The sequence below is a fragment of the Microvirga yunnanensis genome, assembly GCF_025460875.1.
On the sequence record NZ_JAMXFI010000084.1, the window covers coordinates 1 to 26,587 of the forward strand.

Consider the following 26,587-nt stretch of genomic DNA (forward strand, 5'->3'; position numbering starts at 1 on the left):
TTGCGGCCGGCGCCGCTTGAGCGTCTTGGCGTAGGTCCGTCCGAACCGCAGGCCCCACTCGCGGATGGTCTCGTAGCTGACCATGATGCCTCGCGCCGCCAGGATCAGCTCAACTTCGCGCAGGCTCAGGCTGAAGCAGTGATACAACCAGACGGCCTGATTGATGATTTCGGCCGGATAGCGGTAGCCGCGGTACGGATTGGACGTCGTGCTCATGCCCAAGACCGTGCCACAGATCGCCGCCTCTCGCCAACTTGACAGTACCCGGGACACCGTGCCGCTCACCCATGAGTTCCTGGCCGACATGCTGGGCGTACAGCGCTCCACCGTCAGCAGCATCACCCGATCGCTTCAGGAAGCAGGCTTCATCAAGCAGGGTAGGGGTGTAATCACGGTGATGGACCGTACCAGGCTGGAAGGCGCCTCCTGCGAGTGCTACGGCACTGTTCGTAACAGCTTTGAGCGGCTACTCCCTCACACCTATGGGAACACCTCGACCACTGATCTCCGTCAGCAGCGGCGCTGTTCCTGATCCTTGTTTCACACGACCGCCGAGTGCGCGACGGCCTCGCAGATGAGATCCTCTGCCCTACCTGTGATTTTGGAGAGAAGCCAGGAGGGTAGAATGTCGGATCACGTCTACAAAGTGGTTGAACTGGTGGGCTCATCGACGAGCAGCATCGAGGATGCCATCCAAACGGCAATCAAGCGTGCCGACCAGACCTTGCGCAATCTGCGTTGGTTCGAGGTGGTGCAAACCCGTGGGCAGGTAGAGAACGGTGAGGTCCAGCATTACCAAGTGCTGCTCAAGGCCGGATTTACCTTGGAAGGCGAGTATCCGTAAGACGAGGCGAGGTCACGAACCCACTCCGCCCAGACATGCAATGGTGCTATCCTGAGACTTCAATCTTGCTTTCTTGCATAGCAAAGTCGGCTGCGAGTGCCTGCTGCAGGCTTCTGTCACGGATCACCTGCTTCATGCTCCTGACCCTGCGAGCCATGGCATACACCCGACCCTGTAGGGTTGTTACATCCACCATGACCTGAAACGGCGGCTCCGGCGGGAGCGGCTGTGCCAAGTGGGCTGCCAACTCATTCACCAGATCCGCGAGCGCCGTGTTGTCTTCGCGCAGTCGCTGCAGGTTAACCTCCCGATGTTGAATAGATGAGGTTCAACTCGCGCAGGCTTGCCTCAGAACCCCTGTGCTGAGTAGAGCTACTGTTGGGGGCACGGCCCACTACATCCTGCTGTCCTGCTGCGCTGCTGTCGTTGTCCTCTCCAGAAGGTTCACAATGGCCTACAAACTCTCCCGGCTAGCTCCAGGCAGCTATGACGTGCTGCTCCATGGAGTGATTATCGCCAGTTTGGTCCAAAGCGGCAGAACAGATGACGCGACCTGGACGGCAGAACTCCTGCTCGATTTGCCTCCTGAAGAGAGGCCTGCTCCGTTCACCGAACTTGAGCATACATTTGGTAGTCTTGAAGAAGCCCAGAGATGGCTTGGAGATGCTGAGATCCGTGGAGCAGGTGGAGAGGACTAGGTATGGCAGAGGTCATTGCATTTCCCCAGCGTGCGGAGACGAAGACACTCCACTTTGATGAGAAGCATGCCTTCGGAGAGATCGGCGGCCTCATGCTCTCCCTTGTACAGGAGCAGGATCATCCGGACGGGCCGATCACGCTCGTCCTGCTGGGAGGTGTTGACGGCTTTCTTCCGCTGGAGTCATTCGAGCCGACACCAGAAGGGTTCGAGGCAGCCCGAACAGCAGGCGAGATGGCATTGCGGGTTCTTGCGGCGGGGCATACCAATTGGGCGGAGTAGCGGTTCTCGCTCAGCTAGGCGAGATGGCAATTGAGATCATCAGTGTAGGTGTCGATCGTGCCGGCCGCGGGCCCAAGTTCCGTTGCAAGGGCTTAGGGCCACAGCTGGGATGGCCACTGGTTGGTCCGCATGAGTTCCTCCTGAAGGAGGCCCGGCCACGGCAGCGGTTACAGACTTCTTGTCAAAATTACAATTATGCAAAATGTTATATTATAAGGATAGCTGAGGAACACCCTTACCGCTTCAGAGCACTCGCCTTCAGCTTCGGATCCGTAATCCGGGCCAGATTGCGATCATGCTCCTCAACAATCCGCTGCGCCTTGGCCGTAAGCGTCCGGCTGCTGGCAGCAGCTTTCGCGCGCACCCGTTCAACGAAGCTCGGGTCGAGTGTATTGCGCTGGCCAGTTGAGCCCGCGGATCTGGCGGCGGTTGCGCCACGAAGGATTTTCACGCCCATGAATAACCAAGCCTTGCTAACCGCTTAAGCGGCTCTTCAAATATGGTGTTAATTCCCTCAGAGAGCAAGTTGATGACGCTCTCCAGGTCCGAGGCCTCCTCGGCCACCCGCTCCTCGCCCTCCACGACAACGACAAAGGCGGGCTCATCCTGCTCAGCCGTGAACACCGGAACGCACAGTGACCATGCGAGTTCCGGCCATACCAGGCGTCGGCGCTGCCGGTTCGCTGGACCTGGAAGAATTTCCGTACCTTCCGCATCATAAAATAACCCGGCCACCTGGACGATTTCTGTAAAGGTGGGCTCTCGTCCCAACCAGGTTCGGCCGGCAAGCGAACCTTCCATCGGCAACAGCATCGCCTCATCGGTATGCTCCTCGTAGCCGATCCCATGCCGGAGTCTGAGGGAGCGGTACAACCCGGCCTCTTTGATGGCGAGTGCGACCCGTACTCGGCCCGTCAAAGTCCCCGAGGCGAAAATGCTTTCCTGCTCTTTCAGCACGGCGCGGGTGAGCACATGCACATCCCTGGCTGCCTCTCGAAGAACACCAGGTCCCTCCAGAAGCCGCTGCACAATGCGGGCTCGAGCATAATTGGTAGCCTCCGCCACCGCGTTCAAAGCGGCATCTGCGCCGATATCAAAGTCCAACACCTTCAGCTGGGTTTCCATCGGGACCACTTCGAGCCGACCGACAGCCCGTTTGTTCAGAACGGAGGAGCCGAAGATAGCGGTTTTCACCGCAGCTCCAAGCCATCCGGTCGGAGACACCCGAGCGGTCGAGGACGTGTCGATGATCTCGACAGCAATCGTCAGGGCGTCGGGGTCGAGAGCACGCTCCTCATCGAAAGGCCACGCCGGTAAATTCGACACGAGGCCACCGTCTAGAAACACGGACGATCCAAATTCAAAGGGGCGGAAGATCACGGGAAGGCAAATTGAGGCCGCTACAGCATCGGCAACCAGGGTATCGGGTGTTTGCTCGGGCGAGAACAGCCTGAGCTGACGTGCATTCAGGTCAGTGGCGACAATCTTCAACGTTGGCCGGCCATCAACGCCGAAGTCGGAGAACAGAACATCACGCCCCGGCTCGGTGGGGAAAAGTCGCTCCTGCAATAGCTTCCGCAAAGCGTCCCGAAAGGTATGCACACTCGACAGACCGCTAAGCAGCCAGCGGCCTCCGACCACACCAACAATAATCCAAACGGCTACTGCGAATCCTACAGCCCATTTGCCGTAATCATGGGCGGCGAACACAGAGCCGGGCAGGGCAAGAAGCAGCAAGCTGACTGACGCGATCCGGCGCCGGCCGGAAAAGGCGACCGCCGCAGAACGTAAAGCAGCAATCCGCGCCCACCCTCCCCGACCGAAAATGTCGGTTGCTGTTCGAAACTTTGGACCAAGCAATGGAAGCAGTGTTGTGCCACGGATAGGATCTGCCATGTCATCGGCATGCATCCCGGTCGCTCTCAAGGCTGCAATGATAGCACCTGCTGACGTACCGGCGAGCCCAGTGATATTCGCTCCGTACTCCTCAAGCGCCTTCAGGGCGCCGATGTGGACCAGCCCTTTTGCGCCGCCCCCTTCGAAGGCGACGAAGACACGATCAACAGTCCTGTCCTCGGCAGGCTCGTCCTCCTGGATCATCGATCTATCGGCTCAGCCATGGGACAGGGCGCCTCAATGGGTTTCAACGACCTGTAGCTAGCAGGAGGCGGTAAAGACATCCCTTCGAGCAAACAGGCATAGGCTTGGAAAATCTCCGGCAGGGGTTTATGTGCTCCTGCATTCTCTCGATTGCTTTCCGGTCAGCGGTTGCCCCCGGGGCGTGAGACCCATTCTCGGCCAGGAAGCTGTTACGATTAGCATAGGACACGATACATGCCCGGCATCGCACGTCAGTTCGAGCCGCAGATCACCCGCACCGGTGGCGCTCCCTCCAAGTACCGCTTCACCGCCCGTTGCTCGGGATGCCACAAGACGGACACCTACGAGTCGAGCAGGTCCGTCGGTGACGATGTCGTCAAGGGCTACTTCAAGGACCGCGGCTGGCTTCTCGCCCGCGATCGCGCCCATGATCTGTGTTCGGCTTGTCTGGCAAAACCCCGCGCGGCCCCGCAGCCGCGCCAGTGCGACGAGGCTCGGCATCACCGGTCGCCAGACGCCGCGAACCATCCAGATCGCCCGACACCGCCTGCGGACAAGCGGTCCAGGGACACCGCTGATATTCTGGCGCGCCACTTGGGCAAACCCGACGCGCTCGTCGAGGAGGTCTTTCGCCCCAAGCCGGTGCTGGCCCCCCGCCCGTCAGCTGCAGGCGCCCCCCAGCAGGTCGCACCAGCCCCTGCCCTGCCACCCGAGATCGAACGAGCCCTAACGGGAATGGCCGAGGAACTGAAAGGCCTTCGTGCTACGATGGACCTGATGGCTGAGCAGATGGGCAGGCTGGTCTCTCTGGGCACTCAGCAGATCGAGGCCATGGCGGGTCTGACGCCTCTGGTGGTGCAGTCGACCGAGGGGATCTGCGGAAGCCTGCGGGAGGTTGCACATGCCGTGCAACTGATCCCGAGCGTTTTCGCCCCGGCCGGGGAGGCCATGAAGCCGTCCACCAAACCGACGGAGGTTGAGGAGCCGCCGGCCCTGCAGCTTAGTCTTTTGCAAGATGTTGACCAGGCGGTTGGTCCGCAAGCAGAGCCTGCCCCGATAGCGGCAAAGACGAAGAAGCCATCCGGTCAGAGCCGACACTCCAAGAGGAACGCGGCACCAGCGCCTCAGGCGGGCTCTGCGCCTGTCGTGGTCAAGTCGATCCCCGATGCCAAGCGTTCGGATCGATTCTACACCGTCATCCGGCTGCCACGGGAGTTGTGGGACCAGGCTGGCTTTGGTCCGGAAGATCGTCTCCTGCTCGACTGGAGCGGCAAGACCTTGACCATTGAACGTGCTGCCAAGGGAGGTGTGAAGCCGAAAACGATTGGTGAGGCCACTGTGGTGCTGCAGTCGTGGAAACTGGGAAACCTGAACTTCGATCATCCGAAGGTGAGCCGTGGAGACACTTCCCTGCGCCTGACGGTGACGCCGTCGCTCGTATGATCCCCCTGCCATGAAAGGTGATCTATAACTTGTCACCGGAAGCACACGGGGAGCAGGATTCGCAGCTGCATGGTGGGTGGGAATGCAGCGCACCCCATCTGGCAATCATGACCAGCCAGGCTCAATTGCACACTATTGGAACGCGAACGCCCTGACTGAAATCTCTTCCAAACTTCAGACAGGGCGTGTGCAGTACTGGGTACGACACTATCCCTTATCACGAAAAGAGTTGCCGGCCCGTTTAGCCGAGCACGCAATCTGCTGCCAGGTAAAGAGAAAGCCCTCTGCCTGCCGTCTCGTGAGAGATTTGGGCGAGAGGCTGTGCGTCCTTCGAAAACTGATCAGTGCAGTTTCGATTACATGCTCGGACCCTCGTCCCTGCCCTTGTCGCGACGCTTTGGCTTCTTCGGTGGCCTTATGCCTTCGACCCGGATCGGCTCCATCTGCTTGGGAGTGACGGGTGACAGAGGATTGCCGACCCGGATCTCTGCCTTTTCCTTTGCAGGTTTTGCGTCCGAGTATTCGCCAAATCGTTCCCCGGGTGTCCTGACAGAACTCGATTCAGCCGAAGCCGGTTTGGGTGCGACAGGGGTCCTCTCAGGTCGAGCAGGAGCCTTGACCTCGGATGCCGCCTTTGTAGCGTCAGGTTTGCCGGTGCTCGCTTCCGCGCGAGGTGCGGGCCGAGCGGGTTCAGGACGGGGACGCGGGGCTTGGACAGGCGCGGGGGCTGGTGCCTTTTCCGGAACCGCGGCTGGAGCCGATGTGACCTTAGCCGTAGTTGGCTCTTTCGCAGATCCGGCCTGAGGAGCTGTGGGTCGGGCGGACGGAACTGCCGGAGCTTGTACTGGGCGAGAAGGTACCTGTGTCTGGGCAGGTTTCGTGTCAGCGGGAGAAGCGGCCACGCGCTGGGCTTCTGCCGGCGCCGACGGGGGCTGGGCAGCTGTTGCTGGCTTGGAGACCCCCGAGCCTGAATTATCGCGGACGGGCTTTGTGCCAGGCGCGGCATTTTCCGGCTTCACCACATTATTTACCGGTGCCTTGGATGGCTGATGGGTATTTTCTGCGACAGCCGGCTTATTTCCTGCCTCGGTCCTGGAATTATTCGGAGCAGGGGCCTTAGCGGCAGAATTAGCTGGAGTTGGAGCGGGCGATTTAACTGGGCTTGGAGCAGTATTTTTCGCCTGTGCAGCAGCCGGCGCTCCAGCATTTTCCTTTGGCTTATAAAATGGCTCCGGCCGGAATCGTGTTTTCTGCGGCCGAGCGATCGGCTCTTGTGGACGTGCGGCACTTGGCGCCTGCATCGCTGTCGTGTTGGCTAGTTGGGCCGAAGCCGTGTTTAAATCGGATGGCCTCGGAGATGAGACACGATCGGTCGTTGTCCGAGGGATCGGATCCCCAGACGAAGCGCGAGCTGGAGAGGTCGGGCTGCGCATTACAGGCTCGGCAGGAGTGACGGTTGGCCGAGTGGGAGTGGATCCTTGTGGAATATTTTCTTGTTTAGGCTCGGGCCGGGACGTGGACGTACCAGCTACCTCGGCGAGGATCTTTGGCACAGTAGCCTCAACATAGGCATTCAACCTGTCAGTGATCCTCTCCGCTCTTTCTTTTTTCTGGGCTGAAACCACATCCGCGCTCGGGTCAGCAATCGTCAGATCGATAAATCCGGGAGCTCGACGATCCAGGGGATGACGCTTCGGATCGGCGATCATGTTATCGAGCCGCTTGAGGAGCGAGTTCAGGTGGCCGCGAGAGACGTCCAACTCGATCTGATTACGCTTGTCGATCTGCATCCCTCGGCCGTAAACCTCCAGCAGGAATGCCATGGCCTCCTTTGCGGCCCGCCCGACAGGCTGTGTCGCACCATTCTTGTCCTCAGGGGCCTGGGTGGTTTGACCGTGGCCTTGGCCACGTTTCGATTTGGTCCGGCCCGGGCTTTTTTCATTCTTCTTTTCGTCAGCCGCGATGATCAGCTTGGGACGAGATGCAACCCTATTAATGACAATCCGCCCGAGGTCCTGGAACAATTCGTTCGTGGACACCAACGATCCAGCCTGCTCGACCAGCTTGGTCAGGCGGTCGACCTCCTTGAGGGCTATGTCCTTATATGGGCTTTTTGAGCCCAATACCTGTCTTGCCTTATCAGTCTTTTCCTTGAGGATGCGCTGGCGATGGCGGGCTCGCTTCTCATGGTCGTTGACCAAGCGGTCCTGCATGACTTGCCATTGGCGGCGTGCCAGGACGACGCCATCCTCGGTTAGTTCTCCCTTTCTTTCCTTATTGAAGGTTTTCGAGGGAATGTGCTTCAGAGGATCGAGGTCAATGCCCATGGCCTCATAGGAGCGGGCATCATAGCGTTTGATGACGCCGGCTTTCTCCATGACGTCGTTGGAGACGTCTTTCCAGTGTTCACGAAGTTGGGGTATCCATGGCTGCTCGCTTGCTTCGCGGAGCTTCGGCTGCATAAAGGGCCGAAATTTCTTCCGGTTTCGGCTTTTGTAAATTTTTTCATCTTCGATCTCGAAATCCCACAATTCGCCGCCGGCAGGGTTTTTCGGATCCTTCATTCGCCCAGCAGGGCGGTCATAATAGATGATATGGACGTGGTAATTGCGCAGATCGTTATTGTGATCAGGGGCATGAATGACTGCCCAGTAAGGCAGGCCTTTTTCGGCAAGCTTGTCAGTGAAGTTACGAACGATTTCGACCCGCTCACGCCCTTCAAGTTCGAAGGGCAACTCCGCGATGATACGATTCTGAATCCGGCCACCCCGACCCGGTTCGATTTCTATAGGAGCTTCGGGAAGGAGATTGACGGCCCATTGGTGGATCGCGAACGCCGTCGGGGTAGGGTACTTCCCTGAGACATCCTTGGGCTCGCCGTTCAGCTGCTGGTCCTTAAGGGCCAAGCGGACATCGCCTGGGGCAGTATCGAGATTCTGGATCGCAAGATCCCACCATTCCGGATGGTCAGCAAATCGGATGGTGACGGTGTCACCTTGAGGACTCTTTTCGATAGCGTTAACGGCATTCCAGAAATGACGACGCTCGTCGATAGTTGCCCCGATGGTGCCGAATGACGCGAACTCAAGGGCGTCAAGTTCGTCATCAGAGAGGTTTTTGATCGGCGTGCGCTCTACGGCGCCGGGTCGTTCAAGATAGTCCTGTTGCGCCTCGGCGCTCCGCCCTTCAGCCTCGCGCTCGAGCATCGCAAAGCGGTCTTCAGCTACGTCTGGGTCGTAGCCTGGATATTCCTTTTCCCTCGCGACTTTCTCGGCTGCTCCATCTCTCTCGATGTAAAGGAGGTGAGCGGTTGCCGTTGAGTCGAGATATCGTCGGCCGCCACGGGCCGCTTTGATCATGTCGAGGATCGGAGATGTTTTCGAATGGTAGCTATGGGAGAAATGAAATGTCTGGGCCCCGTCGGCCGATAGTGGCCGAGCACTTCCCCTACTGCGGTCACCAAACCGTACGCCTGGGTGATCATAGGCGCGCCCGACAGCTTGATGCACGCCCGTAGACATCCCGATCATTGGCCCCACGGGACGTGGGTTGATTGTAATTGCGCCGAAGCGAACGGGCGCCGGTGCGTCTTTTCCGGCGACTGCAACGCCGAGGCCGCCGAGGGCGTAGGCCTTCGAGGGATTCGGGATGATCCGCGTAAAATCCTTCGACGGATCACGGGCGCCGGCCCGGCTGACAGCACGAGACAGGTCTTGAAGCGTGTTAAGGACGAGATGGCCGGGCGTGATCGACATAATGAGGGGTCTTGGTGATTGGATGCCTATCCTATCAGGCTCTGATCTCCTCAGGCCAGCCATGGCCAAAAATGAAGTGCAAGAAATTCGCCAGATTTCCGAAAATCATTGGGTAACGGCGTAGCTCCGGACGCCGCTCTATGGCGACCGCGGTGCGGTCGTTCTGACCAGTGGAAGACCTAACCGTAGGTCCGTTGAGGCAGAGAAAATACGAGACCGAAGGGTCGGGAAGAGCGAAAGACGAGGGGTAAGGCGCAGGCCGACCGAAGTCTGATAGAGGTGCCGAAGGGTGCCGGCTCGCGGGTATTTTTTGTGCCCCGATTATCTGGTCAGCTTGTCCCTGGCACACAACCGAAGCCCGAAAGGGATGAAGCATCAAGTCAGGATGCCGAAGGGCACCCATGACTGTTTCAGAAGCCAGTCGACACGAAGGTGGAGACGTCACGAAAGTGGGCGTCCTCATGAAGCTGCGAAGGCAGGCGGATTGGGGTCTGGAATGGATGCAACGGGGGGTGTGGCAGGGACCGAAATACGGATCTTGGATCCGAGCAAAATTTACTGCAGCGGAGGCTGCATAAAGTTTGCGGTATTGAGCCCTCAACTTTTTGGGACCCTTGAGCCCTGTCCGAGGGCTCCTCACTGGGGGATCCGTCTGGATCTTCCTGGGACTCTCCGTCCAACTTCGGGGACCATCTTCCGTCGCTTCTGGGCAGTTCTTCGGGTCCTGGATGGGGCATCGACCGTCCATCCAATCGGACCGTCCTCCTGGGCCTTCTTTCTGGCTCCGTGAGGCGTCCTGAGCACCAGGCGCCGGGTCATGGAGCTCCGTCCTCTCTGGGATCCGCTTCTTCGTCCTTCCGGGAAGGCTCTTGGTCAGCTCCTTGGGACTGTCCTGGGCCGCTGCAGGCCTCCAGGGGAAGCCGTCCTCGAGGGGAGGGGACCCCTACTCCGTCCGCTATGGGATTTAGGCCGCCGACCAAAATAAGCGCTGCCGCTCAATCCCTTACGGAGCTTGGATTTTCGGGCCTCTGACGGGCTTCGTGGCTGTCCGGCTAGATCGGGGCCTGGAACACCGTCTTTAGGCCTCCTGGGCCGTCCTAGAGGCTCTGCCCTTGGGATCTCCGGCCGATCGCGTCTGTACGATCGGGCTGACCTGACGTCATCCTCTTGGGAAAACCTCGATTTCCGGGCCTCTGGCGGCCGTCTGGTGCCGTCATGGCCCGATGGAGCCTCGCCGGCGTCTGAGGCGCTCCTGGGGCTTCCTATGGACTCTGGCAGGTCTGACAGGCGCAGGTCGATCGCAATGGGGCGCAGCTGGTGGGATCTGGCTTGGCTCAAGAGGGAACGGGTTCAGCGGGGTAGGCCCGGACACCGCGGATTCGCATAAGATACGTTATGGAACCTAAGTACTTGAAATCATTGGGAAATCAACGTTTTTCCATTCTACCGGGTTGCGCGTGTTAGCACAAATGCGCGGTTATCCGATCTGGCTCGATCCGCGTCCTGGCCGGTATCGAGCTGCTGCGTCTGGCATTTATTGTGCCTGGCCGCGGATCCAATCCGGCCGGGATTCCAGACCCCGACCTGAATTATCCTGCCCCAACTGCGCTGAATTTCGTGGCCTCGCCGCAGGATCCTTCTGGGATCGGTATGGCGGGCTCTTGCAGAATTTCTCTGCCTTGAGATCTGGCGGCAGAGGCTCGGCCAAGTCTGCAACTATCTCGCCCTTGGGGCATGAATATTCGATCCCCATGGCAAAGGCTGTCCTGGCCGCCGCCAGAGGCTCCGTGTATTTATCCGGCCTTAGTTAGCCGGATTTTCTCTGCCGCATATAAGAAAGGCTTCGTGCTCTAAACCGTTGAACAGCAACGATTTCGGCTAGGCACCGGCCGCGAGATTGAATTGCAAGATCCGTGGCAGGACAGATTTCAAAATGCCGGACATGGGCTGTGAGCCCGGTGGAGACCAGGCCGAAAGCGATTGCAAGATTCCTGTCAAAGCAATTTCGACTTCCTTGTGGGTGGCACCAGAGGCCGCATCTGGCCGGCTGGAAAATTTCGCAACATCGTGGGCAGACTTAATACCATTACCCTTCCGGACCTGACGGTCCGGTCTGAAATTGAATTGCAACAACGCGGTCAGACGAAATTGCGATCATGGATCGGGCAGGGCGGACGGCCGGGGTCCGTCGACCATGAACGATTGCAACATATGTGTCAGAGGAATTTCGAGCGGGTTTCTGGGGATCCCTCCCCTACCCGCTCCGCCTCGGCCCTGCGGGGCAGAAAAATTCGTGCAACAGCCTTGGCTGACCAAATTTCGTTAGGTCGGCCGCGGCCTCCTGGGTCGTCCTGGAGTGGCGGACGGATTGACCGCCGACCGAAGGATCGGAATTGCAACATCTTTGTCAGGGGTAATTCCAATCTCGATTCTGGGGCTGCCCAGCTTGGGTGGGTTGCGCACAGCCCTCAGGCCTAAAAAGCCTGTGCAACACTTTTGGCACAGGAATTTCAAAATCCGTTTTTCGGGAAAAGCCGGTTGATCCACGCTGTAACGCTGCCGTGCGGTTGGGCGGCCAAAAACCGAGTGTTATTTTTGCTGCCCCAACGCGGCGAATTATTGTACCTTGGCCTGGGGATGCCCTTTTTAGGGACGGCCCGATTCATCTTTTTGGACATTCCGCCGGGATAAGCTGAAAGGCGTTCCCTTGGGCGGAATGGAATTTGAGGCTCGAAATGACAGACGGGAATGAGAGCAAGGCTCCGAGCGATCTGACCTTTAAGTACCGCTAGGGCACGGAACGGCCTCTCGATCGCGGCCGACGCCTCCATAAGGCTCGGATAGCCGCTGTGGCTGACCGGCGGCGGCGGGTTGCCGATCATCTGAGGGATCTCGAGCAGATTGATCGGGAGATCGAGCTTATCGACGCCCAGTTGATGGAGGTGGAGATTTTGGCGCCTGGCGGCCGGTATGACCGTGACCAAGAATTGAAATTGCGGGCCTTGGTCAGGCACCTACGACCGGACGGGGACTTACCTGTGCCGGATCTCCGCAAGCGCGGGCGTCCAGCGAAATCGTCGGCGCGAAAGCGCGTTAGGCCCAGCCGGGCCAAAAAATTGTAATTTTCTCTGCCCCAATGAGCGCGATTCATATTGTCGAGCTCCTAGGGCATCCGGTACAATTCGTTTTGCAAGTTTCTTGGCAGCGAAAGATCGATTTTCAGCTTTTGCTGCCCCGTCCGTTCAGGGAAGTCCGTCTATGGCCGTCTTTCATTATGTTGGCTGGGGCACCATGCGTCCGACCACTCGTCGGTCCCAGCTTCAGCGCGGTAAGAAATCGCTTTATGAAAGGTTGTCGGATATCGACCGAGTGGCTGAGGAGGCGCGCGAGATCGTGCGCCGTGAGATTGCCGAGTACGAGAAGCAAGAGAATTATCTCGAGCAGGTCACCCCTGGTGGCCGCTACAACAGCGAGATTGCAAATTCACTCGCCTCGCAGATGGGAATTAGCGTCTCCGAGCCTGTGAAGCGGGGTCGGGGCCGTCCGCGTAAGTACGGCCCCAACGATCCACGTCCGCCGAGGAAGTCCCGCGCAAAGGTGCGGGTGACGGCGTCTCTGGTGAGCGACGTTGTCCGCGGCGTGAGCCCGTCTTTGCGGTCCACGGCAGAGCGCAAGTCCCGTCGCGCCTCTTCGCGTACGACGTCCGGCACGGTTTCTCCCGTGACGGCGGCGCCGGCGCGTATTCCGACTCCGCCTCCTAAGGCCGCGCCAAAGGTTGCGGCCGCTCTGTTGGAGTCGACCCTGGCCGGTGGTCTTGGCGTGGACGCCATTCAGATCGATGCGCCGGAGACGGCGTTCGAGATCAAGCCGGTCGAGACCCGGACGGTGCAGATCACCGTGGTCGAGAACGATCCTGAGTATGAGGCTGAGCTGGCCGAACAGGCCGCTCTTGCGAAGGCGCTTTTGGACGCCGAGAACGAGCCGGGCGAGGAAGTGCCGGATCCGAGGGTCCGTCGGACGAAGTTTACTCGCCGCTATGACTTCTCCGATGCCCAGGACGCGTCGAAGGTTGATCCTGCCATTCTTGCTCTGTTTCCGCATTTCGGAATGCCAACGACAAGCCCGAGTGAGGATATGGCCGATGAGGATATGAAGAAATGGTTCTTTGCCTCGGTCTATGACCATATCCCGAGCGATCAGTTTAAGGAACGTGAGTTCAAGTCGGGCTTGCGAATTTATGGATCTATTCAAGGCATCTATAATGTCTGGAAGCATAGCCTTGAGGATGTAATTCAGCGCGAGCGCGATCGTGTTGCGATCTGGGATCTTATCGATACTCGTGTCACCGACGCCGAGCAATTTAGTGAGCGTGCCGGGAAGGGTGAGATCAGCGATGATCTGGCTCGGATGTGGGTGGCCCACCTCGACTATCTTGCCTTGGGCAACCTGGAAGACAGCGAGCATCTCGTCTGGCGTGAGATCGTGGACGCGATGGAATGGCCGAAGGGCTTCTCGCGGATTGATCTGGCTCTTTGGGCAGAGCAGGATCCTAATGCGGTTCCAAATGTCCGGTCTTGGGCCGGACAGCCGAAGCACTTCCCCGAGCGGCTGAGGAATTCCCCCTTTCCTCCGTAGGATTTGGAGGGACACTCATAAAGAAAGGCGGCTGTCGCGAGACATGCCGCCTTTTCCTTTTGTCAGGCCTGAGGGGAAGCCGAGGGCTTTGGGGCTTTCCCCTTCTTGGGCTGGGAATAGAACCGCATCTGCAGCGGGCCGATCACCAGCGTGTTATGGACGATCCCAAAGTGGTCGTCCGGATCCCGGTCCCAGGACAGGTGCCATCGGGACCAGTAGAACTGATACTGCATCGGGGATCTCCGCTCCTTTGGGGATTTCGAAGCCTCTCGGGCTCAATCCTCCGCGTGGCGGGAATCTTACGCCGCAGCCTTCAGCGCCTCCGGGTGGTTCCGGAGGAGGCGGTAGGCGTACTGCCACATGTGCGCCGGGATGTGGAGGAACGCGATGGCGACCTCGAGCGGCAGAGCCTTGAGGCGACGCTCGATTTGGTCCCGGTGCGCGTAGAAGGCGCTGTTGGGCCGATCGGCGTAATCGAAGGTCCAGTCCATGCTCTCCATGAGGCGGACGAGCTCGGCGTCCCATTCAGCCGGGACGTACTGGGCGACCGCCTCGTCGATGACCGAACGGACGATGGCCTGCTGGCGGTCGTCCTCCTGGTCGATCTCGGCATTGACGGTGTCGAGGGCCAGCAGGGTCTCGATCGCCGGCACCTTGCCGAGCAGGATGTCGGTGGCAAACTCGGCCTGGCGCCGGAAGGCGGCGTGCTGCAGGGCCGGGCCGGTCAGGGGGAGAACCCACTTGTCGAAGGTCCGGCTGCTGCGCGGGGACGGCGAGCCGAACACGAAGCCGTGGTAGGCCGCGTCCTTCATGGGCGAGGTATACGAGTACTCCGGCTTCCAGCGGTCGTAGGCCGTGGTGGCGATCTCGTTCATCTCGCCCAGGACTTCGGCCGTATCGAGGTCGATGGCGTAGGGCTCATCGTCGATGTAGGTGAAGCCGACGCGGGTGAGGGAAACCCGGCCACGCTGGGAGGAGCCATAATGGCCCTCGCAGAGGTTGATCACGAGGTAGGTGGCCTCGGGGTGCATCAGGAATTTCGTGGTCAGGCCCATGACGCCCCAGGGGGTGTTCTTGTACTGGGCGGCCAGCAGCTCGTTGGCATCGCGGACGGCCTGCCAGCGGGCTTGGCCGATCGTGTACTGGCGGGACTCGAGAGAGCGGAGGATCGCGATAGCGGTGTCGATGCGAGCGTCGATCATTTCGTCTTCTCCTTGGGATTTTGAACCCGCCAGGGGGCAATCCTAATTTTTGATGAGATCTCTTTTCGGGTTTAGGCGAGCGCGCATGGAAAAACCCGCCGGAGGGCGGGTTTGGGGCTAGGCTGCGGCCTTCCTGGAATCCGGGTGGTTCCGGAGCAGGTGGTAGGCGAAGCTCCAACTGCGGCCGGCCACATGAAGGAACGCGATCGCCACTTCGAGCGGCAGAGCATGGAGCCTCTTGCGGATCAGGTCCTCTTTGCGGCTCGATTCGCTGCTGGGCCGATCGGCATAGGCGTAGGTCCAGTCCATGGTCTCCATGAGACGGACCAGCTCCGCGTCCCACTCGCGGGGCTGAATCTGGGAGACGGCGTCATCGACGAACCAGAGCTTTTTGATCTCCGAGATATCGCTGCGCAGGATGGCATGCGCCAAGTTGGCCATCCGCTGGAAGGCGGCTTGCCGGAAAGCGGGACTCATCAGAGGGAGGGCTCACTTGTAACGACGGAAGCTCTCGCCTCGATAGGAAGAGGCGAAGACGAGACCGGTGTGGCCCGCGTCCCGGGTGGTGTACGAGGAATACCAATCGTCATTCCGTCGAACGCCAGATGCCGCAGCACTTGAACCATCCGCGAATCTACAACCAATCACAGATAAGCCCTCCCCTGCTTGTCACTCCTCAGGCATTTTCCAGAGCACATAGGTGACATAGGCTAGACGGACGAACAATAGAGTAAGTGTTCGCTGGACCGAGATCTCCATGGCTCGCGGCTCTCCGGTCTCAGTGTCATAGAGCATTTGGCAGGATTGCCCGGATAAGTCCTCGCGCGTTGCGATCCACAGGAGCTCTATCTCTATCTGGCCTGGCGTATGAGTAACCAGGTAGCCGCCGATCCGGTGAACCGGGGCAGCGTTCCACGACACCCGCTTTTCCCTGCCCTCCCCGTCCAACTGCACGTCGCCGACACCGGGGGCCCGCCCGCGAAAGCCCGGCCCGCGGCTCTGGAACAGGCCGGTGAACGAGAACCGCCGCCGCGGCGTGACAGGTATCACCGCGATCAAGCGTCTTGCATCCTCAGGGGAAAAGGTCTGCCCATCCATCGTCAGGCGATCGAGCAGCGCATGCGCCTCGAGCCGCGCCTCCAGCGGAAGGTCCTGAACGCTCACGTCCTTACTCACCTGTCGCCTCCGCATCAGAAGAGCCCGCTAACGGCGCTTCCGTGGGGATGTCGGTTGTCCCCTGCCCCGATGGCTTGTCAACCGGGACGACGGTGACGATCACCCCGCCCAGCACCAGCCGTACCGTGTGAACGCCATCGGCCTTCGCCTGTGCCAGCCGGGCATCGAGCTCATCGCGCGGCAACCACACATCCTCGATATCGGGCTCGATCGATGAGTCGATAGAATGAGCCAGGATCCGACCATCGATTCCGCCCTCCTCCAGAACAAGGCCATGGGAGGCAACCTGTTCGGCAAAGCTACGATAGTGTTCCAGCACCGCCTCTCCCGGCGTCAGGGCCTTCAGGGCAACCACGGTATCGATGCTTTTGAGGAGCGCGGCGGGGAGCCCGGTATCAAGGAGTGCCTTGAGGCACTGCACATGCACCCGATCCGGATACACCTCATCGCGAGCAATCTGCCCGATCTGCTCCTGCGCCACCTCGGTGGTCAGGACGAAAATCGCCTCGGCCAGGGGGATCTTCTCGCCACCCTCATTCTCAATGAAGCCCTGGCTCCAGGCGGACATCAGGTTCCTCAGAAGCTTAGGATGGGCTTTGTCAATGTCCCGCAATACGAACACGGCGTTAGGATTGTCCCTCGCCGACTGCAGCAGAGAGCGGACCTGCGTTCCGCCGACGAGGGGAGCAAAAATATGGGCCAGATCGTCTCTCTGGGTGGCAGCAAGTTCATACACTCCGCCGCCACTCTTAAAGCAGGCGGCAAGGCCCGAAGGCAGCCCGAGATGGTTGCCGTCTCTATTCGGGCCGGTAATGAGGAAAATACCGGGCTTGCGCTGCAGCGGGCTGAGGGCGATGTGCCGGCAGATCTCTGCCGCAAATGCCGTGACTGCGGCCTCTTGGCCGATGAGACGCTTACGGGTCTGGGTGACGAGTGCGCGCATAGCCTCGTCCTGCGTAAAGGAGCGTGTCGACATGAAGTGTGTCTTTCGGGGAAGGAGTGATGGGAGTGCAGCTGGCGCTCCTGTCTTGAACGCCAGCCCTTCGTAGAAGGCGACGATGTCAGGCTTGCCCGGGGCCGAAACGGTCTGGTTCGGCTTTGAGCGAAGCGTAGGTTGTCCTTGTTGGGATTTGTCTCGTCTTGTCCTTCAGCCGTCGGATCCTCTTCCCATCCTTCTTCCTTAGGATTGTAACTTCTGGGATCTTCTCCCACTCTCCACGGAAGACATCAGTGCCAGGATTGATGATGGCGCGTTGCGATCCTCAATGAAGGCATTGGACAAATACTGATTTTTTACCTTGACCGGGCATGATGTGATTCATCGGGCGCGTGGCGTATCAGCCCGTGCCAATGCGATGTTGCAACTGGCATCGCGGGTGCCGCGGCTGAGACATTTCTTGGCCGGGGCACGCCAATCAATCGGTGATAGGACGCTCGCCCTCGCCTGCCCGATACGATCACCAAACATAAGCTGGTAAATGGCCCGCAATTGGTGCCCTGCACTCGGCAACCACAACGCTGTTGGCGGGGAAGCAGGCTATCCAGGGCCTCAATTGCCGTGCTTGCTGGGCTTGAGTCTCAACGGCCTGCCGTCCCATGCTGGCAGCACATCACCACGTCTATGGAAAAGCCGTGAAATTTTCAGGCTAACCGGTGCATTGATAGAAGTTGAACTTCAAAGAATAATCTGGCGCCGCCAGGCAAGAAATTTTTGATAACTAACCTTTTGACAAGAAGTCCGTCGACCTGGAGGATAGCGGCGCCGAACGATCTCTCGTGATATGGGTGTACGGCCTCAGTCCAGGATATACCTTTGACCAAGATTGCGTTGATCTCCGATCTTCATCTTGAGGAGCGCGAGGATCCATCCCCTCTGGGGACGCCAGACGGGATGTTCCAGGTCTATGGCAGCCTCTCGCTTCCCCGTGAGGTCGATGCCAATGTCCTGGTGATCGCCGGCGACACGCATCCCGATCCTGAGATCCGGCACCAAGTGCTCACAAAGATCGAGGGTCAATAGGGTTTGCCTGTCATCCATGTGAATGGCAACCACGACTACTATGGCTGCTCCTTCCCGAATGACGGAGGCGACCTGATCGCGATTGGTGGGATCCGGTTCGCGGTGGCGACGCTCTGGACCTATCTCGATGACATGGGCCGACATGAGGCCGCTCGCTTCCCGGATTTTGTGAAGATCCGGGAAGCGACCGTCGACAAGTGGAACGACCTGCATCTGGCCCAGCTCACGTTCCTGGAGCAGGCTAAGGCTGACGTCATCGTCACCCATCACGCCCCATTTCCTGGGTCGGTCCATCCTGACTTCCGAGGCGATGCTCTCAACGCCTTCTTCGTGAACAACCTCGACCCGCAACGCTTTCCCAGGACCCGACTTTGGATTCATGGGCATGTGCACACCCCGTTCGACTACCTGGTGCCGGCTGGGGATCATGAGATGCCCGTCGTCTGCAATCCCTTGGGCTACCCGATGTCCCGGGTCCGACGGCAGGTCGGGATCAAGGTTGTCGAGATTGGCGTGTAGGTGGCTGTTCCCACGCTGCACGAGGAGGCGCTTGAGAACTCCCTATTGGAAGTCGAGGGCGCCTTCGGCCGCGCGGATGACCTCTTCGATGTGTTCTGACCGCAGGCGGTCGATCGGTGCGGTGCTCCCGGTGTACAGATTGGGCGTGACCAGCCACTCCCACGCCTCCTCTGGGGAGGAAAAATACCCGACGACCCGGTCCAGCCCTTCGATTAGCTGAGACTGATCAAACTGGCGCGCCGGGTAGACGAACTCATTGGCTTCGTTCCGGAAGGCGATGACTGTGGCTTCAGCCCTCCAGTCGTCGAGTGTTGCGACCGAGACGCCAAGCCTCTCTGCCATTGCGGCCGCTCCTAAGAGTTCTGATGCCGCCCAGTCTGTCGAGTCATCATCGACAGTGATCTCCGCCAGGCGCGCCTTGCTCTCCTCAACACTGATCAACCGCCCGAGGCCAGAACCTCGGATCACGTGGACATCTCCGGCATTGCGCGGCGTATCCCGAGAACTGACGCCATATTCCTTTGTTTCGATTGAAGCAGTCATGTCCCCGGACTGTTCTCCAATCTTATAGACGTCACGCCTGATGGATGTTTCGAACCCTGAGATGAGCATCGCCGGCATGCCGATCGCCCGTGGCCCGTCGATATCCGCCGAGGGGGTATCGCCGACGAACAGGATCTCCGCTGGCTGAAGCCCCAGTCGGTCACAAACCAGACGGAAGATGGCTGGATCCGGCTTCACCAGCCCCACCTCGTAGGAGAGGATCACGGCGTCGGGCGTATCCGGCAGGGCGGAGAGAAGCGGTGCTCCATAGGGGAGTGCCAGGTTCGAGCAGATGCCGACGCGCAGGCCTCGCTCCCGCAGAGTTTGCCAGATTTCGGCGATCTCGGGCCGCAGCCGGACAGAGGCACACTCAGCCTGCAGATCCGCTTCAAGTGCAGCCAGGCCGCCCTCCCCGAGTTCATGGCTGACCCTCGCGGCAACCTCCCGCAGACTGAGCGGCCGCGTCAGGACCTCCTCGGCCGTAATCGTCTGCACCCCTCCCTGAAGCACCGCTTGGAACGGCCGTCGCCTGTCGATGATCTCGACCAGGGTTCCAAAGGCATCGAAGCACACAGCACGGATCTTGGTCATCGTGTCTCCAGCGTCCTCAGGAACTCTCGGTCGGCGCGGCACACCTCGCGCTGCTCGAAAAGCACGGGGAGGCGCCTTATGGCCGCTCTGACATCATCCAGGATGCCCTCGGCCTGCTCACGTGTCAGCCCAAACGCCACATAGGATGGAAATGCCGCCTGTGGATCACACTCGGCGCTGAACCCGGGCGCCGGCGCACAGGCATGCCGCTTGCGCCCGAGATAAGGCACCACATCGTACACCGGGGAGAGCGCCCATCCTTCGCCCTGGTTGATCACGGCATGGTTGCGCAGGTGATCATCGGTGTTGTGCAGAAAGGCATTGACGAGCAGCCGGCGAAACATCTGCTCCTCTGGAGTCATGCCCCCAATCGAGCGGGCCACCGCTGCCATGTCCGTGTAGGTTTTCGAGGTGCCGTAGCTGCCGGGCGGCTGCTGCAGGAGCGTGCCCATGCTCAGGTACGAGTAGGGCCTACCATTCTCCGATCGGTCGAAGCGCCGCACGAGCAGGACGGTTTTGCCTGAGAAGCTCAGGAGCCGGCGCTCGGGGACCGGAAGGCCGGCGGCCTCTGCGACATCCAAACAGACGGCCTCGATACGAGGATCGTCGAACTTGTCGCCCCAGGTTGAGAACTTCGCGATCCACTCCCCTTCCCTATCGCGCCATCGGACCTTTGGCCGGGCTCCTCCCACATCAGCACTGACATGCACCAGCAGAGTAAGCTGCTCCTGCGTCGCACTGCCCTCGTCCGCGGCGATCGCGGCATTCATCAGAGCTTCGAGATCAGAGGCCGCCGCGGAGCTCATGGGGCGATCTACGTGTTCCGGATGATAGGTCCTGGGGCCGGCTTGCGCCGATGGTCCAAAGGCAAGGTCTCCGGTTCGAGCCGTTGTGCCGGCTGCCAGCAGTTCCGCCGCACCAAAGGTGGACGCCTCAAAGGCCGCGGACAGTACGGTCCGGCCCCAGCCTTCCGGTCCGGCATCAAGGCAGGCGAGCGGCACCTCTGGAAAGCCGGAGAAGCCACACTGCGCCAAGGGCAGACGAATGGGATCGATCGGCATGGCACCAGCAGACGCAAGATAGCTTTGGGCATAGGTGAAGGTGCCCGGGCGGAGGAACTCCTGCCCTTGGAACGTCAGTTCCCCGGCTGGCACATAGCGGCCGTGCAGATGCTTGAACACGGTGAGGCTATCCAAACGACCGGAGGGGGAGACACGCCACATCGAGAGTTCCGATTAGTTGGTCGACCGCTCTATGGCATCTGCGACCGTGAGCGCTTTGGTGGAGGTCATGGACGCTGCAATCCAACCAGGGCTGTCGACCAAAGTTGCCTTCGCTGCGCTCACGGGTGGATTCCATGTTCGATCTGGCCGAGAAGCCGGAGAATCTGATCCGTCTCACCCTGAGTTATCAGATCCAGAGGTGTGGTCTGCAGAACCTGATTGGGCCGGATCAACCAGGTCACACACCGCTCACCGAAGACCTCTTGCACCCTCTCTATGACAGGGGCGATCTCCGGCCGAGATCCTTTGAGAGACTTGAGCTGCTCGATTTGCCCTTCGAGACGAGCAATGGCTTTGTCCAGCAAGGGATCAATATTCATTGTGGTTTAATCCTTGTGGGCACGGTTGGTTTCGTTTGGTCGCTTGCACTGACTCTGCGCAATCATCCCCTCTGCGAAGGGAAGTATCCTCGATACGACCATCGTATTCATTAATAAACCGGACGTCGGCATCTATAAGGCTTAGAATCCCGATCAAACTTGTTGGGCGGTATATAGACTCCCTGCGCTGCAGTGCGAAGGAATCTCAGGAGTTCGAGTTGCCCGCCATGGCATAACCAGTCAGCCTCCGCGCCTTCGACTTTGGCCGACGAGATCGTCGCAAACTCCCCGCGTCACTCATGTCAACCCTCGTACCTATCCCTAAGTTCGTAGCCACGTCGGCGCTTTCGCTGGAGCCAAGTCTCAAGAGCTTCCACGGCCATTGATTGGGTTTCGTAAAGCTCAATCCGCCTCTGACCAGGCCGGCCGATGCGGCCCCATTCGCGAATCAAGGAAGCATCACCAAACAGGCTGGTCTCGATAGACAGCACATAGTAACGGGCCATGTTGCAGGTGGGATCACACCTGTCGAGCACCAGGTACTGGATTGTGTCGTCGGACATGCCTCCATGTTGCGAAAGACCTGAGGCGAGGTCTAATCAAAGCTATGAATCCATTGCGCTGCAACGATTCACAACAGTGATGTACCTTGCTGGGTCCCCCTCTTCGCGGCATACGAAAGTTCGTCTTACCTCACAGAGACCCTACCCTCCCCCATCGCTTTCTCCTGCATGACGAACCTTGCTGACGGCTGCCGTCATCACGGGCTCAACTCGACTTGTCCAGCCGATCTGCAGTCGAAACCGGGAGACAGTTTCGCTGACAGGTGGAGAGCCCACACGATGATCATGGGGCCTCGAGGATTGCTCACGATCCTAGGCCATTCTGCGCCTCCTCATGGCCAGAAGCTCGACGGCGAGGTCGATCTTGCCGGTTTTGACCATGCGGGCGAGCGCGCGGAAGTAGCCGCCCGGGTTCTTGATCCGGCTCTCGCCGCCGTTCTTGGCTACATCGTCCTCGTAGAGCTGCAGGGTGTAGATCACGGCGATCGCCGCCCGGACGGTGCCGATCTCCTCCACGGCCTCGGCCCAGGCGCTCTCATGTGCCCCGAGGGAAGCCCGCAGGTAGCGGCCGGCCGAGACGATATCCGCCAGATCCCGCACCGGCTGGCCGTAGTCGCTTAAGGTCGGGCAGGCCTCAAGGATTAATTCCGGTGATAGGTGCTCTGACGGTTGTTCGGTTGAACGAACCGCCTCAGCTTTCTTCGGAAAGCCCTTGTTACAAGGCTCACTAGGAGATCCGTTGTTGTTATTAGTGTGACGGCAGTCTTTGCCGCCATTGCCCGCTTCTAAGAAAGCTTGCTCGCATGCCATCCTCACGGCTGTCCACTCATCGAGGATCGCGTGCGGCATGGCCTTCGTGCTGCGCACAGGTGTGCGGGCTTTCAGGCCTTTGACCTGTTCCTCAAGGTCGGAGCGATCAAGATCTGGATAATGCTCAGCTAAGGCACTCAGCGCCTCTTCGGCCGCCCGCCTGGCGATGGTGATCTCGTCGAAAGCGCGTTTGCGCGCTTCCTGGGCCTGCTTCATCTCGATGAGACGCTCAGCCCACTCCCCTCGCTTGGCGTAAACGGGGGTCAGGTCAAACCCAAAGGCGTCGACGAGCTCTCCAGCCAAGTCTTTGACTGCATAGCGCTTTCCGTTCGGGGATTCCTTCGGGACGATGAGCTGCTGATCGATGAGGACCTTGAACGCATAGCGGATGGAGCGCTCCGAGAGGCCGGTGCGGCTCATGAGGTAGTCGTTGGACGGCCAGACCAGCAGCCGCTCCCACTCCTGCTCGCCCCAGCAGGCGACGAGCTCGGAGAGGACGGACCGGGGTCCGTTGCGCAATTCCAGGGCCTTGGCAGCCTCACGAGCTGCCGCAGATAGTTCTTTTCTCGTCACCGTGCGCCCAGCGTCGAGCGCAAGTTCTCTCGCGGCCAGAGCGGCATGTCTCAGCCGCCGGCCTCCTGACGATGCAAGCTGCATCGTACCCTCCATGGTGAGGGCAAAGCGGGAGCGTTCACCGTAACCGATGCTCTTGACAGTCAGCTTGTCGGGATGGCATAAGGACGTTGCAACACATCTTCTTATGCCCACCCTCGCGGTGGTCTCCAAAGGCCCTCGAAGTTTCCAGCTTCGTGGGCCTTTTGCTTTGCCTGGTTTACGTCACGACATTTCGCTCCTTTTGAGCAAATAGGGCCTCGAGGGCATGGGTGATGACGGCCTCGCGGGACTTGAAGCGCCCACTCTCGACCGCTTCGTCGATCGCAGTACTCAGAAGTCCAGGAATCCAGACGTTCACTTCCTTGTCTCCCCGTTCCCGGCGAGACTTGCGAAAGCGCTGTACGCGCTCGATCCCTTTCACGTCAGGCATGGCATTCACCCGTTACACTCGTGCCGTTACGAGACATGACCGATTCTGAGTTGGCTGTGGAGTCGCGCGTCAAGAATCCATTCACAATAGATCGATTCAGCGGTGGGAAACTTCTTTGGATAGAATCATTTAGCTGAAACGGCCGAGTCAATCCGCGTGTAAAAGCCCGGTTCCGGGTGATTCGAAGTTACGCACTTGATTCGAGATCGCCCAGTATTCGGCCCTAAGCTCGATTCGCAGTCTGGAACTATGATTCGAGAACGGCGCGTGGATGTACTTAACGACTTGGAACGGAACCATAAGACTAATCAGATACTTGAATTTGGCCAAGCCTGCTGCGGGAAAGCTTGAGCAGGAGAAGCAGACCACCATAGCCGACGCAATCCGCAATATGTGGCGTGACAATGAGGTTGGGAGGCTGAGGCTCCAAACCCAGTTGGGTGCTCTCTTCTTCTGCTGGATCGATGCCTCAGCCTCTCACAAGGCCATCCCCGCAACGACAGCAATCAGGATATCTAAGCAGCGATTCGGTGGCTAGCCAACGGATGGCGATGTCGTTCGCGATTGAGTTTCATAGTGGCCTCGTGAATGGTGTCGGCCGAACTGAGAAAGTGACCCCCTGACGAAACGAAGAGCTGACCCCTCCTTGGCAAAGGAGGAATAGATGTCGATTGGGGTTTTAGTGGATCCTGCATTGTCGCGCACGATGCGGGGAGACGAGATGCTTCAGGCTGAGGAGGTGGCCGCAATGCTGCGGCTGCATGGGCTTGGCTGGGGAGCCAAGCGGCTGGCAAAAGAATTCGGGTGTGCACGCAACACGGTGCGGCGCTATCTGCGCCAAGGTGGGGCTGTGGCGTTCCGCAAGCCCGTGCGCCGGACGGCGTTCGACGGGCTGGATGAATGGCTGCGGGAGCGCTTCTTCCGGCATGGTGGCAACGCGGACGTGGTGCGCCAGGAGCTGGCGAGCGAGCATGGCATCGTCATCGGGCTGCGCTCGGTGGAACTGCGGGTGCAGCGCTGGCGCCGGGAGTTGAAGGCGCAGATGCGGGCAACCGTGCGGTTTGAGACGGCACCGGGCCAGCAGATGCAGATCGACTTTGGCGACACGCGGGTCTGGATCGGCGGTGAGCGGGTGCGGCTGCACCTGTTCGTGGCAACGCTGGGCTACTCGCGCCGGCTGCATATCCGGGCCTCACTGCGGGAGCGTCAGGCCGACTGGTTCGAGGGCATGGAAGGCGCCTTTCTGCGCTTCGGCGGGGTTCCAGCGGAAGTGCTGTTCGACAATCCCAAGGCGCTCGTCGAGCATCACGATGCGGCCACCCGGGAGGTGCGGTTCAACGGCCGGCTGCATGCCTTTGCCCGCTATTGGGGATTTGCACCCCGCGCGTGTGCGCCCTACCGGGCGCGCACGAAGGGCAAGGACGAACGCGGGGTCGGCTACGTCAAGAAGAATGCCATCGCGGGCCGCCGCTTCGAGAGCTGGGCTGCCCTCGAGGCGCATCTGGACCGGTGGACGCGCGAGATCGCCGATCAGCGGGTGCACGGCACCACCGGCGTTGCTCCGGCAGAGCGCTTTGCGGACGAGGCCGGGGCGCTTCGCCCCCTCGGCGGGCGGGCGCCGTTCGGGCAGCTGCGGGATCTGGTGCGCAAGGTTCAGGCCGACTGCGCGATCGACCTGGACACGAACAGCTACTCGGTGCCGTGGCGGCTGATCGGGGAGAGTGTCCAGGTCGTGGTGCTGGGCGGACGCGTGATCGTGCGTCATGCGGGCGAGGTCGTAGCCGATCATGCCCTGTGCCGGGGCCGCCGCCAACGGATTGTCAAGTGGGCGCATCTGACCGGCGTGGCCGGCGCTGCGGGGCCGGTGCGGTCGGCGCCAACGGACATCGTTGTGCCGCCCGCCCTGCTGCGGCCGCTGGCCGAGTACGAGGCGCTGGTGGGAGGAGGCTGGTGATGACGGCCATCGATCACGAGGCGCTGGTGGCGATGCTCGATCGGCTCAAGCTGACGGCGATCCGCGACCAGCTCGACACGCTGCTGGACGAGGCGGCTCGGTCGGACATGACCCTGCGCGAAGCCTTGGCGTTCCTGGTGAAGCGCGAGATCGCACGGCGCGACGAGCGGCGGATCGCCATGGCGAGCAAGATCGCCCAGTTCCCGTTCGTGCGCGAACTCGACGGCTTTGACTTCGACGCACAGCCGTCGCTGGATCCAAGACAGGTCCGGGAGTTGGCCACCTGCCGCTGGATTGCGCATGGGGATGCGGTCTTGCTGTTAGGGCCTCCGGGCACCGGCAAAACTCATCTGGCGGTCGCTCTCGGACGCGAGGCGATCCGGCAGACCTATAGCGTGCAGTTCGTCACGGCCGCGACGCTGGTGGCGATGCTGGCCAAGGCCCACGACGATGGCTTGCTCGACAAGCAGCTGACGATCCTGGCACGGCCGAAACTGCTGATCATCGACGAACTTGGCTATCTGCCGTTTGAGGCCAATGCGGCGCATCTGTTCTTCCAGCTGGTGTCGCGCCGCTACGAGCGGGGTTCGATCCTGATCACCTCCAATCGCTCCGTGGGCGAATGGGGATCGGTTTTTGGGGACGCCGTCGTGGCGACGGCGATATTGGATCGCCTGCTGCATCACTCGACGGTGATCACCATCCGCGGCGACAGCTACCGGCTTCGTGAAAAGCGCCGATCCGGCCTTCTGCAGAAGGCCGGAGCAGCCCTCGAAACTGAGGGAGACACAAAGCGATGAGAGGG

General features: G+C 60.0%; 24 protein-coding genes and 1 pseudogene. 10 read left to right on the plus strand and 15 right to left on the minus strand.

The genetic code is table 11. From position 1 onward, the window contains the following. Window positions 1-216: pseudogene (locus NF876_RS29845) on the minus strand (IS6 family transposase); the annotation flags it as partial. Between NF876_RS29845 and NF876_RS29850 the strand changes: the two are divergent. From NF876_RS29850 to NF876_RS29865, 4 genes are all read left to right on the plus strand, one after another. Next, complete coding sequence (locus tag NF876_RS29850; RefSeq protein ID WP_262271921.1) at window positions 215-532, plus strand: helix-turn-helix domain-containing protein; 318 nt, start codon at window positions 215-217, stop codon at window positions 530-532. The pseudogene NF876_RS29845 and the gene NF876_RS29850 sit on opposite strands and share 2 nt — an antisense overlap. Before the next feature lie 93 nt (window positions 533-625). Then, window positions 626-844 (plus strand): dodecin, encoded by a 219-nt coding sequence (locus NF876_RS29855; RefSeq protein WP_262271922.1) that lies wholly within the window; start codon window positions 626-628, stop codon window positions 842-844. A gap of 449 nt (window positions 845-1,293) precedes the next feature. Further along, entirely contained in the window at window positions 1,294-1,542 is a 249-nt protein-coding gene (locus NF876_RS29860) for a hypothetical protein (protein ID WP_210805541.1), read from the plus strand. A gap of 2 nt (window positions 1,543-1,544) precedes the next feature. Then, the gene (locus NF876_RS29865) at window positions 1,545-1,823 is read left to right on the plus strand and encodes a hypothetical protein (RefSeq protein WP_262271923.1); all 279 of its coding nucleotides are present in this window, start codon (window positions 1,545-1,547) and stop codon (window positions 1,821-1,823) included. Between the two features lie 447 nt (window positions 1,824-2,270). Here the strand turns inward: NF876_RS29865 and NF876_RS29870 are convergent, their stop codons facing one another. Continuing rightward, window positions 2,271-3,923, minus strand: a complete 1,653-nt coding sequence (locus NF876_RS29870) for a patatin-like phospholipase family protein (protein WP_210805547.1) — start codon at window positions 3,921-3,923, stop codon at window positions 2,271-2,273. Window positions 3,924-4,157: 234 nt separating this feature from the next. Here NF876_RS29870 and NF876_RS29875 point away from each other — a divergent pair, with 234 nt between their 5' ends. After that, the gene (locus NF876_RS29875; protein WP_262266237.1) at window positions 4,158-5,366 is read left to right on the plus strand and encodes a hypothetical protein; all 1,209 of its coding nucleotides are present in this window, start codon (window positions 4,158-4,160) and stop codon (window positions 5,364-5,366) included. A 356-nt stretch (window positions 5,367-5,722) separates the two neighbouring features. Here the strand turns inward: NF876_RS29875 and NF876_RS29880 are convergent, their stop codons facing one another. Together NF876_RS29880 and NF876_RS29885 are read right to left on the minus strand one after the other, a co-directional pair. Then, complete coding sequence (locus NF876_RS29880; RefSeq protein WP_210806213.1) at window positions 5,723-9,121, minus strand: MobA/MobL family protein; 3,399 nt, start codon at window positions 9,119-9,121, stop codon at window positions 5,723-5,725. A 2,510-nt stretch (window positions 9,122-11,631) separates the two neighbouring features. Next, window positions 11,632-12,105, minus strand: a complete 474-nt coding sequence (locus tag NF876_RS29885; RefSeq protein ID WP_262271924.1) for a hypothetical protein — start codon at window positions 12,103-12,105, stop codon at window positions 11,632-11,634. A gap of 274 nt (window positions 12,106-12,379) precedes the next feature. Here NF876_RS29885 and NF876_RS29890 point away from each other — a divergent pair, with 274 nt between their 5' ends. Beyond that, the gene (locus NF876_RS29890) at window positions 12,380-13,756 is read left to right on the plus strand and encodes a hypothetical protein (protein WP_210806217.1); all 1,377 of its coding nucleotides are present in this window, start codon (window positions 12,380-12,382) and stop codon (window positions 13,754-13,756) included. A 62-nt stretch (window positions 13,757-13,818) separates the two neighbouring features. On the opposite strand, the gene NF876_RS29895 is transcribed toward NF876_RS29890, so the two are convergent. The 5 genes from NF876_RS29895 to NF876_RS29915 all read right to left on the minus strand — a co-directional run bounded on the left by NF876_RS29895 (window position 13,819) and on the right by NF876_RS29915 (window position 17,110). Beyond that, complete coding sequence (locus NF876_RS29895) at window positions 13,819-13,989, minus strand: hypothetical protein (protein WP_210806219.1); 171 nt, start codon at window positions 13,987-13,989, stop codon at window positions 13,819-13,821. A 66-nt stretch (window positions 13,990-14,055) separates the two neighbouring features. Beyond that, window positions 14,056-14,958 (minus strand): hypothetical protein, encoded by a 903-nt coding sequence (locus NF876_RS29900; protein WP_210806221.1) that lies wholly within the window; start codon window positions 14,956-14,958, stop codon window positions 14,056-14,058. Between the two features lie 117 nt (window positions 14,959-15,075). Continuing rightward, window positions 15,076-15,435 carry a hypothetical protein gene (locus tag NF876_RS29905; RefSeq protein WP_210806223.1) on the minus strand — a complete coding sequence of 120 codons (360 nt, stop codon included), beginning with the start codon at window positions 15,433-15,435 and terminating at the stop codon, window positions 15,076-15,078. A gap of 192 nt (window positions 15,436-15,627) precedes the next feature. Beyond that, a complete protein-coding gene (locus NF876_RS29910; RefSeq protein ID WP_262271925.1) occupies window positions 15,628-16,122 on the minus strand; it encodes a hypothetical protein in 495 nt (164 codons plus the stop codon). A 4-nt stretch (window positions 16,123-16,126) separates the two neighbouring features. Further along, a complete protein-coding gene (locus tag NF876_RS29915) occupies window positions 16,127-17,110 on the minus strand; it encodes a P-loop NTPase family protein (protein WP_210806227.1) in 984 nt (327 codons plus the stop codon). A gap of 837 nt (window positions 17,111-17,947) precedes the next feature. On the opposite strand from NF876_RS29915, the gene NF876_RS29920 reads away from it, so the two are divergent. Continuing rightward, entirely contained in the window at window positions 17,948-18,154 is a 207-nt protein-coding gene (locus NF876_RS29920; protein WP_210806229.1) for a hypothetical protein, read from the plus strand. Window positions 18,155-18,157: 3 nt separating this feature from the next. Next, window positions 18,158-18,673 (plus strand): metallophosphoesterase, encoded by a 516-nt coding sequence (locus NF876_RS29925; protein ID WP_210806231.1) that lies wholly within the window; start codon window positions 18,158-18,160, stop codon window positions 18,671-18,673. Window positions 18,674-18,715: 42 nt separating this feature from the next. Here the strand turns inward: NF876_RS29925 and NF876_RS29930 are convergent, their stop codons facing one another. From NF876_RS29930 to NF876_RS29955, 6 genes are all read right to left on the minus strand, one after another. After that, window positions 18,716-19,807, minus strand: a complete 1,092-nt coding sequence (locus tag NF876_RS29930; RefSeq protein ID WP_210806233.1) for an HAD family hydrolase — start codon at window positions 19,805-19,807, stop codon at window positions 18,716-18,718. Further along, a complete protein-coding gene (locus tag NF876_RS29935; protein WP_262266236.1) occupies window positions 19,804-20,988 on the minus strand; it encodes a type II toxin-antitoxin system HipA family toxin in 1,185 nt (394 codons plus the stop codon). Before NF876_RS29935 ends, NF876_RS29930 begins: the two co-directional genes overlap by 4 nt. 161 nt (window positions 20,989-21,149) lie before the next feature. Next, on the minus strand, window positions 21,150-21,410 hold the full coding sequence (locus NF876_RS43570) for an antitoxin Xre/MbcA/ParS toxin-binding domain-containing protein (protein ID WP_210806237.1): 261 nt from the start codon (window positions 21,408-21,410) through the stop codon (window positions 21,150-21,152). 302 nt (window positions 21,411-21,712) lie between these two features. Then, a complete protein-coding gene (locus NF876_RS29945; RefSeq protein ID WP_210806239.1) occupies window positions 21,713-21,973 on the minus strand; it encodes a WGR domain-containing protein in 261 nt (86 codons plus the stop codon). A gap of 312 nt (window positions 21,974-22,285) precedes the next feature. After that, complete coding sequence (gene repC / locus NF876_RS29950; protein WP_262266235.1) at window positions 22,286-23,440, minus strand: plasmid replication protein RepC; 1,155 nt, start codon at window positions 23,438-23,440, stop codon at window positions 22,286-22,288. Window positions 23,441-23,615: 175 nt separating this feature from the next. Next, on the minus strand, window positions 23,616-23,828 hold the full coding sequence (locus NF876_RS29955; protein ID WP_210804872.1) for a ribbon-helix-helix domain-containing protein: 213 nt from the start codon (window positions 23,826-23,828) through the stop codon (window positions 23,616-23,618). Window positions 23,829-24,492: 664 nt separating this feature from the next. Between NF876_RS29955 and istA the strand changes: the two genes are divergently transcribed. After that, a complete protein-coding gene (gene istA, locus NF876_RS29960) occupies window positions 24,493-25,782 on the plus strand; it encodes an IS21 family transposase (protein ID WP_210805467.1) in 1,290 nt (429 codons plus the stop codon). Beyond that, a complete protein-coding gene (gene istB / locus NF876_RS29965; protein WP_210805464.1) occupies window positions 25,782-26,582 on the plus strand; it encodes an IS21-like element helper ATPase IstB in 801 nt (266 codons plus the stop codon). Before istA ends, istB begins: the two co-directional genes overlap by 1 nt. Window positions 26,583-26,587: the final 5 nt, after the last annotated feature.

What these genes read in the sequence shown, in the direction of transcription:
- NF876_RS29850 (WP_262271921.1), top strand. Translation starts at nt 215, where the DNA reads ATGCCCAAGACCGTGCCACAGATCGCCGCCTCTCGCCAACTTGACAGT.
- NF876_RS29855 (WP_262271922.1), top strand. Translation starts at nt 626, where the DNA reads ATGTCGGATCACGTCTACAAAGTGGTTGAACTGGTGGGCTCATCGACG.
- NF876_RS29860 (WP_210805541.1), top strand. Translation starts at nt 1,294, where the DNA reads ATGGCCTACAAACTCTCCCGGCTAGCTCCAGGCAGCTATGACGTGCTG.
- NF876_RS29865 (WP_262271923.1), top strand. Translation starts at nt 1,545, where the DNA reads ATGGCAGAGGTCATTGCATTTCCCCAGCGTGCGGAGACGAAGACACTC.
- NF876_RS29870 (WP_210805547.1), bottom strand. Translation starts at nt 3,923, where the DNA reads ATGATCCAGGAGGACGAGCCTGCCGAGGACAGGACTGTTGATCGTGTC.
- NF876_RS29875 (WP_262266237.1), top strand. Translation starts at nt 4,158, where the DNA reads ATGCCCGGCATCGCACGTCAGTTCGAGCCGCAGATCACCCGCACCGGT.
- NF876_RS29880 (WP_210806213.1), bottom strand. Translation starts at nt 9,121, where the DNA reads ATGTCGATCACGCCCGGCCATCTCGTCCTTAACACGCTTCAAGACCTG.
- NF876_RS29890 (WP_210806217.1), top strand. Translation starts at nt 12,380, where the DNA reads ATGGCCGTCTTTCATTATGTTGGCTGGGGCACCATGCGTCCGACCACT.
- NF876_RS29895 (WP_210806219.1), bottom strand. Translation starts at nt 13,989, where the DNA reads ATGCAGTATCAGTTCTACTGGTCCCGATGGCACCTGTCCTGGGACCGG.
- NF876_RS29900 (WP_210806221.1), bottom strand. Translation starts at nt 14,958, where the DNA reads ATGATCGACGCTCGCATCGACACCGCTATCGCGATCCTCCGCTCTCTC.
- NF876_RS29905 (WP_210806223.1), bottom strand. Translation starts at nt 15,435, where the DNA reads ATGAGTCCCGCTTTCCGGCAAGCCGCCTTCCAGCGGATGGCCAACTTG.
- NF876_RS29915 (WP_210806227.1), bottom strand. Translation starts at nt 17,110, where the DNA reads ATGTCGACACGCTCCTTTACGCAGGACGAGGCTATGCGCGCACTCGTC.
- NF876_RS29930 (WP_210806233.1), bottom strand. Translation starts at nt 19,807, where the DNA reads ATGACCAAGATCCGTGCTGTGTGCTTCGATGCCTTTGGAACCCTGGTC.
- NF876_RS43570 (WP_210806237.1), bottom strand. Translation starts at nt 21,410, where the DNA reads ATGAATATTGATCCCTTGCTGGACAAAGCCATTGCTCGTCTCGAAGGG.
- NF876_RS29945 (WP_210806239.1), bottom strand. Translation starts at nt 21,973, where the DNA reads ATGTCCGACGACACAATCCAGTACCTGGTGCTCGACAGGTGTGATCCC.
- repC (WP_262266235.1), bottom strand. Translation starts at nt 23,440, where the DNA reads ATGCAGCTTGCATCGTCAGGAGGCCGGCGGCTGAGACATGCCGCTCTG.
- NF876_RS29955 (WP_210804872.1), bottom strand. Translation starts at nt 23,828, where the DNA reads ATGCCTGACGTGAAAGGGATCGAGCGCGTACAGCGCTTTCGCAAGTCT.
- istA (WP_210805467.1), top strand. Translation starts at nt 24,493, where the DNA reads ATGTCGATTGGGGTTTTAGTGGATCCTGCATTGTCGCGCACGATGCGG.
- istB (WP_210805464.1), top strand. Translation starts at nt 25,782, where the DNA reads ATGACGGCCATCGATCACGAGGCGCTGGTGGCGATGCTCGATCGGCTC.